This window comes from Sphingopyxis witflariensis (assembly GCF_002205635.1).
GTDB classification, from domain to species: Bacteria; Pseudomonadota; Alphaproteobacteria; order Sphingomonadales; family Sphingomonadaceae; genus Sphingopyxis; species Sphingopyxis witflariensis.
Window position 1 is genome coordinate 1 of record NZ_NISJ01000033.1, and the last position, 2449, is coordinate 2449.

Annotated in this window: 3 protein-coding genes and 1 pseudogene; 2 read left to right on the forward strand and 2 right to left on the reverse strand. The window is 60.9% G+C overall.

The window, feature by feature from the left end:
• The first annotated feature begins 2 nt into the window (after positions 1–2).
• Together CDQ91_RS22110 and CDQ91_RS20845 are read left to right on the forward strand one after the other, a co-directional pair.
• A complete protein-coding gene (locus CDQ91_RS22110) occupies positions 3–173 on the forward strand; it encodes a winged helix DNA-binding protein (RefSeq protein ID WP_144036847.1) in 171 nt (56 codons plus the stop codon).
• Between the two features lie 161 nt (positions 174–334).
• Positions 335–1438 carry a Fic family protein gene (locus tag CDQ91_RS20845; protein ID WP_088474609.1) on the forward strand — a complete coding sequence of 368 codons (1104 nt, stop codon included), beginning with the start codon at positions 335–337 and terminating at the stop codon, positions 1436–1438.
• A 126-nt stretch (positions 1439–1564) separates the two neighbouring features.
• On the opposite strand, the gene CDQ91_RS21825 is transcribed toward CDQ91_RS20845, so the two are convergent.
• Together CDQ91_RS21825 and CDQ91_RS21430 are read right to left on the reverse strand one after the other, a co-directional pair.
• Complete coding sequence (locus CDQ91_RS21825) at positions 1565–2305, reverse strand: ATP-binding domain-containing protein (RefSeq protein WP_237246101.1); 741 nt, start codon at positions 2303–2305, stop codon at positions 1565–1567.
• A gap of 52 nt (positions 2306–2357) precedes the next feature.
• Positions 2358–2449 (reverse strand): annotated as a pseudogene (locus CDQ91_RS21430) (integrase catalytic subunit); the annotation flags it as partial.

Sequence of the window (2449 nt, forward strand, 5' to 3'; positions counted from 1 at the left end):
GCATCGCCTCGGGGCTACCCACAACCAGTGCGCTCCGCTTGCTTCGGCGGCTTTGTGAAGAGGGTCTGATCAGCCGCGAGGCGGACCGTGACGATGGCCGGCGAAATTATGTGCGGCTGAGTCCAGAACTCGCGCACCGGCTGACCGCCTATTTTGCGGAGGGCGACGCGTGAGCCGCGAAATCGCATCATAATCCGTCCAGCCACTCCCCGGCGCAATGGCCTGGGGTTTTCGTGCGGAGAATAGCGCCTCCAATCTCCGCACAAAATGCGGCGATTAACGCTTTCACGTGCGGAGTTTATGCGGTATATCCTCCGCATGAGGTGCGGAGATTATGACTTACATCCATGAGCTGCAAGACTGGCCAAATTTCCAGTGGCGGGATGAGGCCCTTGCCCAAAAGCTTGGCGAAGTCCGCCATCGCCAGGGCCGTCTTTTGGGCCGGATGGAAGCGCTCGGCTTTTCCCTTCAAGAAGAAGCAGTCCTCCATGCGCTCACCGAAGATGTTTTGAAATCGTCTGAGATTGAGGGGGAACAACTCGATAAGGATCAGGTGCGTTCATCAATCGCGCGCCGCCTCGGTCTCGACATTGCGGGCCTGGTTTCCTCTGATCGCCATGTCGACGGCATTGTCGAAATGACGCTCGACGCAACGCAGCGCTTTCAAGAGCCCCTGACCGACGAGCGCCTGTTCGGGTGGCATGCGGCTTTGTTTCCGACCGGGCGGAGCGGCATGACCAAGATTGCCGTAGGCGTCTGGCGCGATGACTCCACCGGGCCGATGCAAGTGGTTTCCGGCCCATATGGCCGTGAACGCGTTCACTATGAAGCGCCGCCCGCCAAAGCGCTCAGCCATGAAATGGGTATCTTTCTCAAATGGTTTGAAGCGGACCAAGGCATCGATCCTGTTTTGAAGGCGGGCATCGCGCATCTCTGGTTCGTCACTATCCACCCGCTCGATGACGGAAATGGTCGCACGGCGCGCGCCATCGCCGACATGGCGCTGGCGCGCTCCGAAGGAAGCACCCGGCGCTTCTATTCCATGTCGGCGCAAATTCGTAAGGAGCGCGCCGCCTACTACCGCATGCTCGAAACGACGCAGAAAGGCACATTGGATATCACGTCCTGGCTGTCATGGTTCCTCGACTGTCTGGATCGGGCATTTGATGGCGCCGACGACATTCTCGCATCGGTCATGCGCAAGGCGCGTTTTTGGGATGACCAAGCCCGGACCGCGCTGAACGACCGCCAACGCGACATGATCAATCGCCTGCTGAACGGGTTTGAAGGCAAGCTCACAAGTTCCAAATGGGCGACCATCACCAAGACTTCGCAAGACACGGCTGCGCGCGATATCGCCGATCTCGTTACCAAGAATATCCTGGTTCGCGACGAAGCGGGTGGACGCAGCACATCCTATTCACTCGCCCAGATTTAAGCGCGATGATGGGCCGGATGTTCTGCAAGGATGGCGTTGAGCGCGCATAGCCCGGGATTCGAGACCATCGTCCGCGAGCGAGCATGTTCGGGTGCGGCGACATCTTCGACATCGAACGCCGGTTGCTCAAAGCCCCATGCCCGATCGCAAGGCCAAGGGTTTTGGCAAGACCGATGCAGCCGACTTATTGGTGGCTGGTGCGGATAACGCCGCTTGGGGGATCGCTGTTTGGACCGTTCCGGCGCGTTCCTTTATCGCGCTGATCAGCCTGGCCCGATCATTGGTAAAAACCGTCGCGGACTGCCTGGCACGCGAAATCCCGACGTAGAAGGATTTCTGATCGACCAGATTGGTGGCGCGACTATCGGCGTGGATGATGACGTGATCGGCTGTGCGGCCTTGGGCTGCGAAAGCCGTGTCGACATAGGCGTGGGCGATATGCTGGTCGCGGGCAGCATCGAGCCGAAGCGTTTGCGTCTGGCCCCGCGGGCCGCGCACCGTCGCCGTGCGGGCCTTCGCGTCAACCGCCGTCACTGTTCCACGCGCGCCGTTGATCCGGCCCGCGTCACGATCGTTTCGGGTGAAACGGATGGTCTCGCCAATCCTGATTTCCAGGCGCTGCGCCTCGAAAACCTGCACCTTCCCGGCGCCCCACTGCCGCAAGCGCCAGTCCACTTCGCGCCCGTCCTCCGATTTGAGAGCGATCGCGGATTTGACAGGGTCGATATTTTCAACGCGATAGGCTTCGCCTTTCCCCACGCCCTTGTCGGCATAGTCGCGGGCGAAGCGGACGACATCGCCCCGGTCATAACTCAGAGGATCGCGCGCCTCGGCTCGCGTCAGCCCTTTGTTGGCGAGACTTTGCATGGCGACGGCTGGCCCGGTTGACCGGCCCCCACCGAGTGGTCCGGGTGGATTGTTAGTGCATTGACGCCTCCCTCGCCAGTGTTGGCCGTAGGTGGAGCGAAGCGGAACCGGAGGGCAACACTGGCGAGGGAACGGCCTCCGGCG

Excerpts from the sequence above, each read along its gene's own strand:
- CDQ91_RS20845 (WP_088474609.1), top strand. The coding sequence starts at position 335 with ATGACTTACATCCATGAGCTGCAAGACTGGCCAAATTTCCAGTGGCGG.
- CDQ91_RS21825 (WP_237246101.1), bottom strand. The coding sequence starts at position 2,305 with ATGCAAAGTCTCGCCAACAAAGGGCTGACGCGAGCCGAGGCGCGCGAT.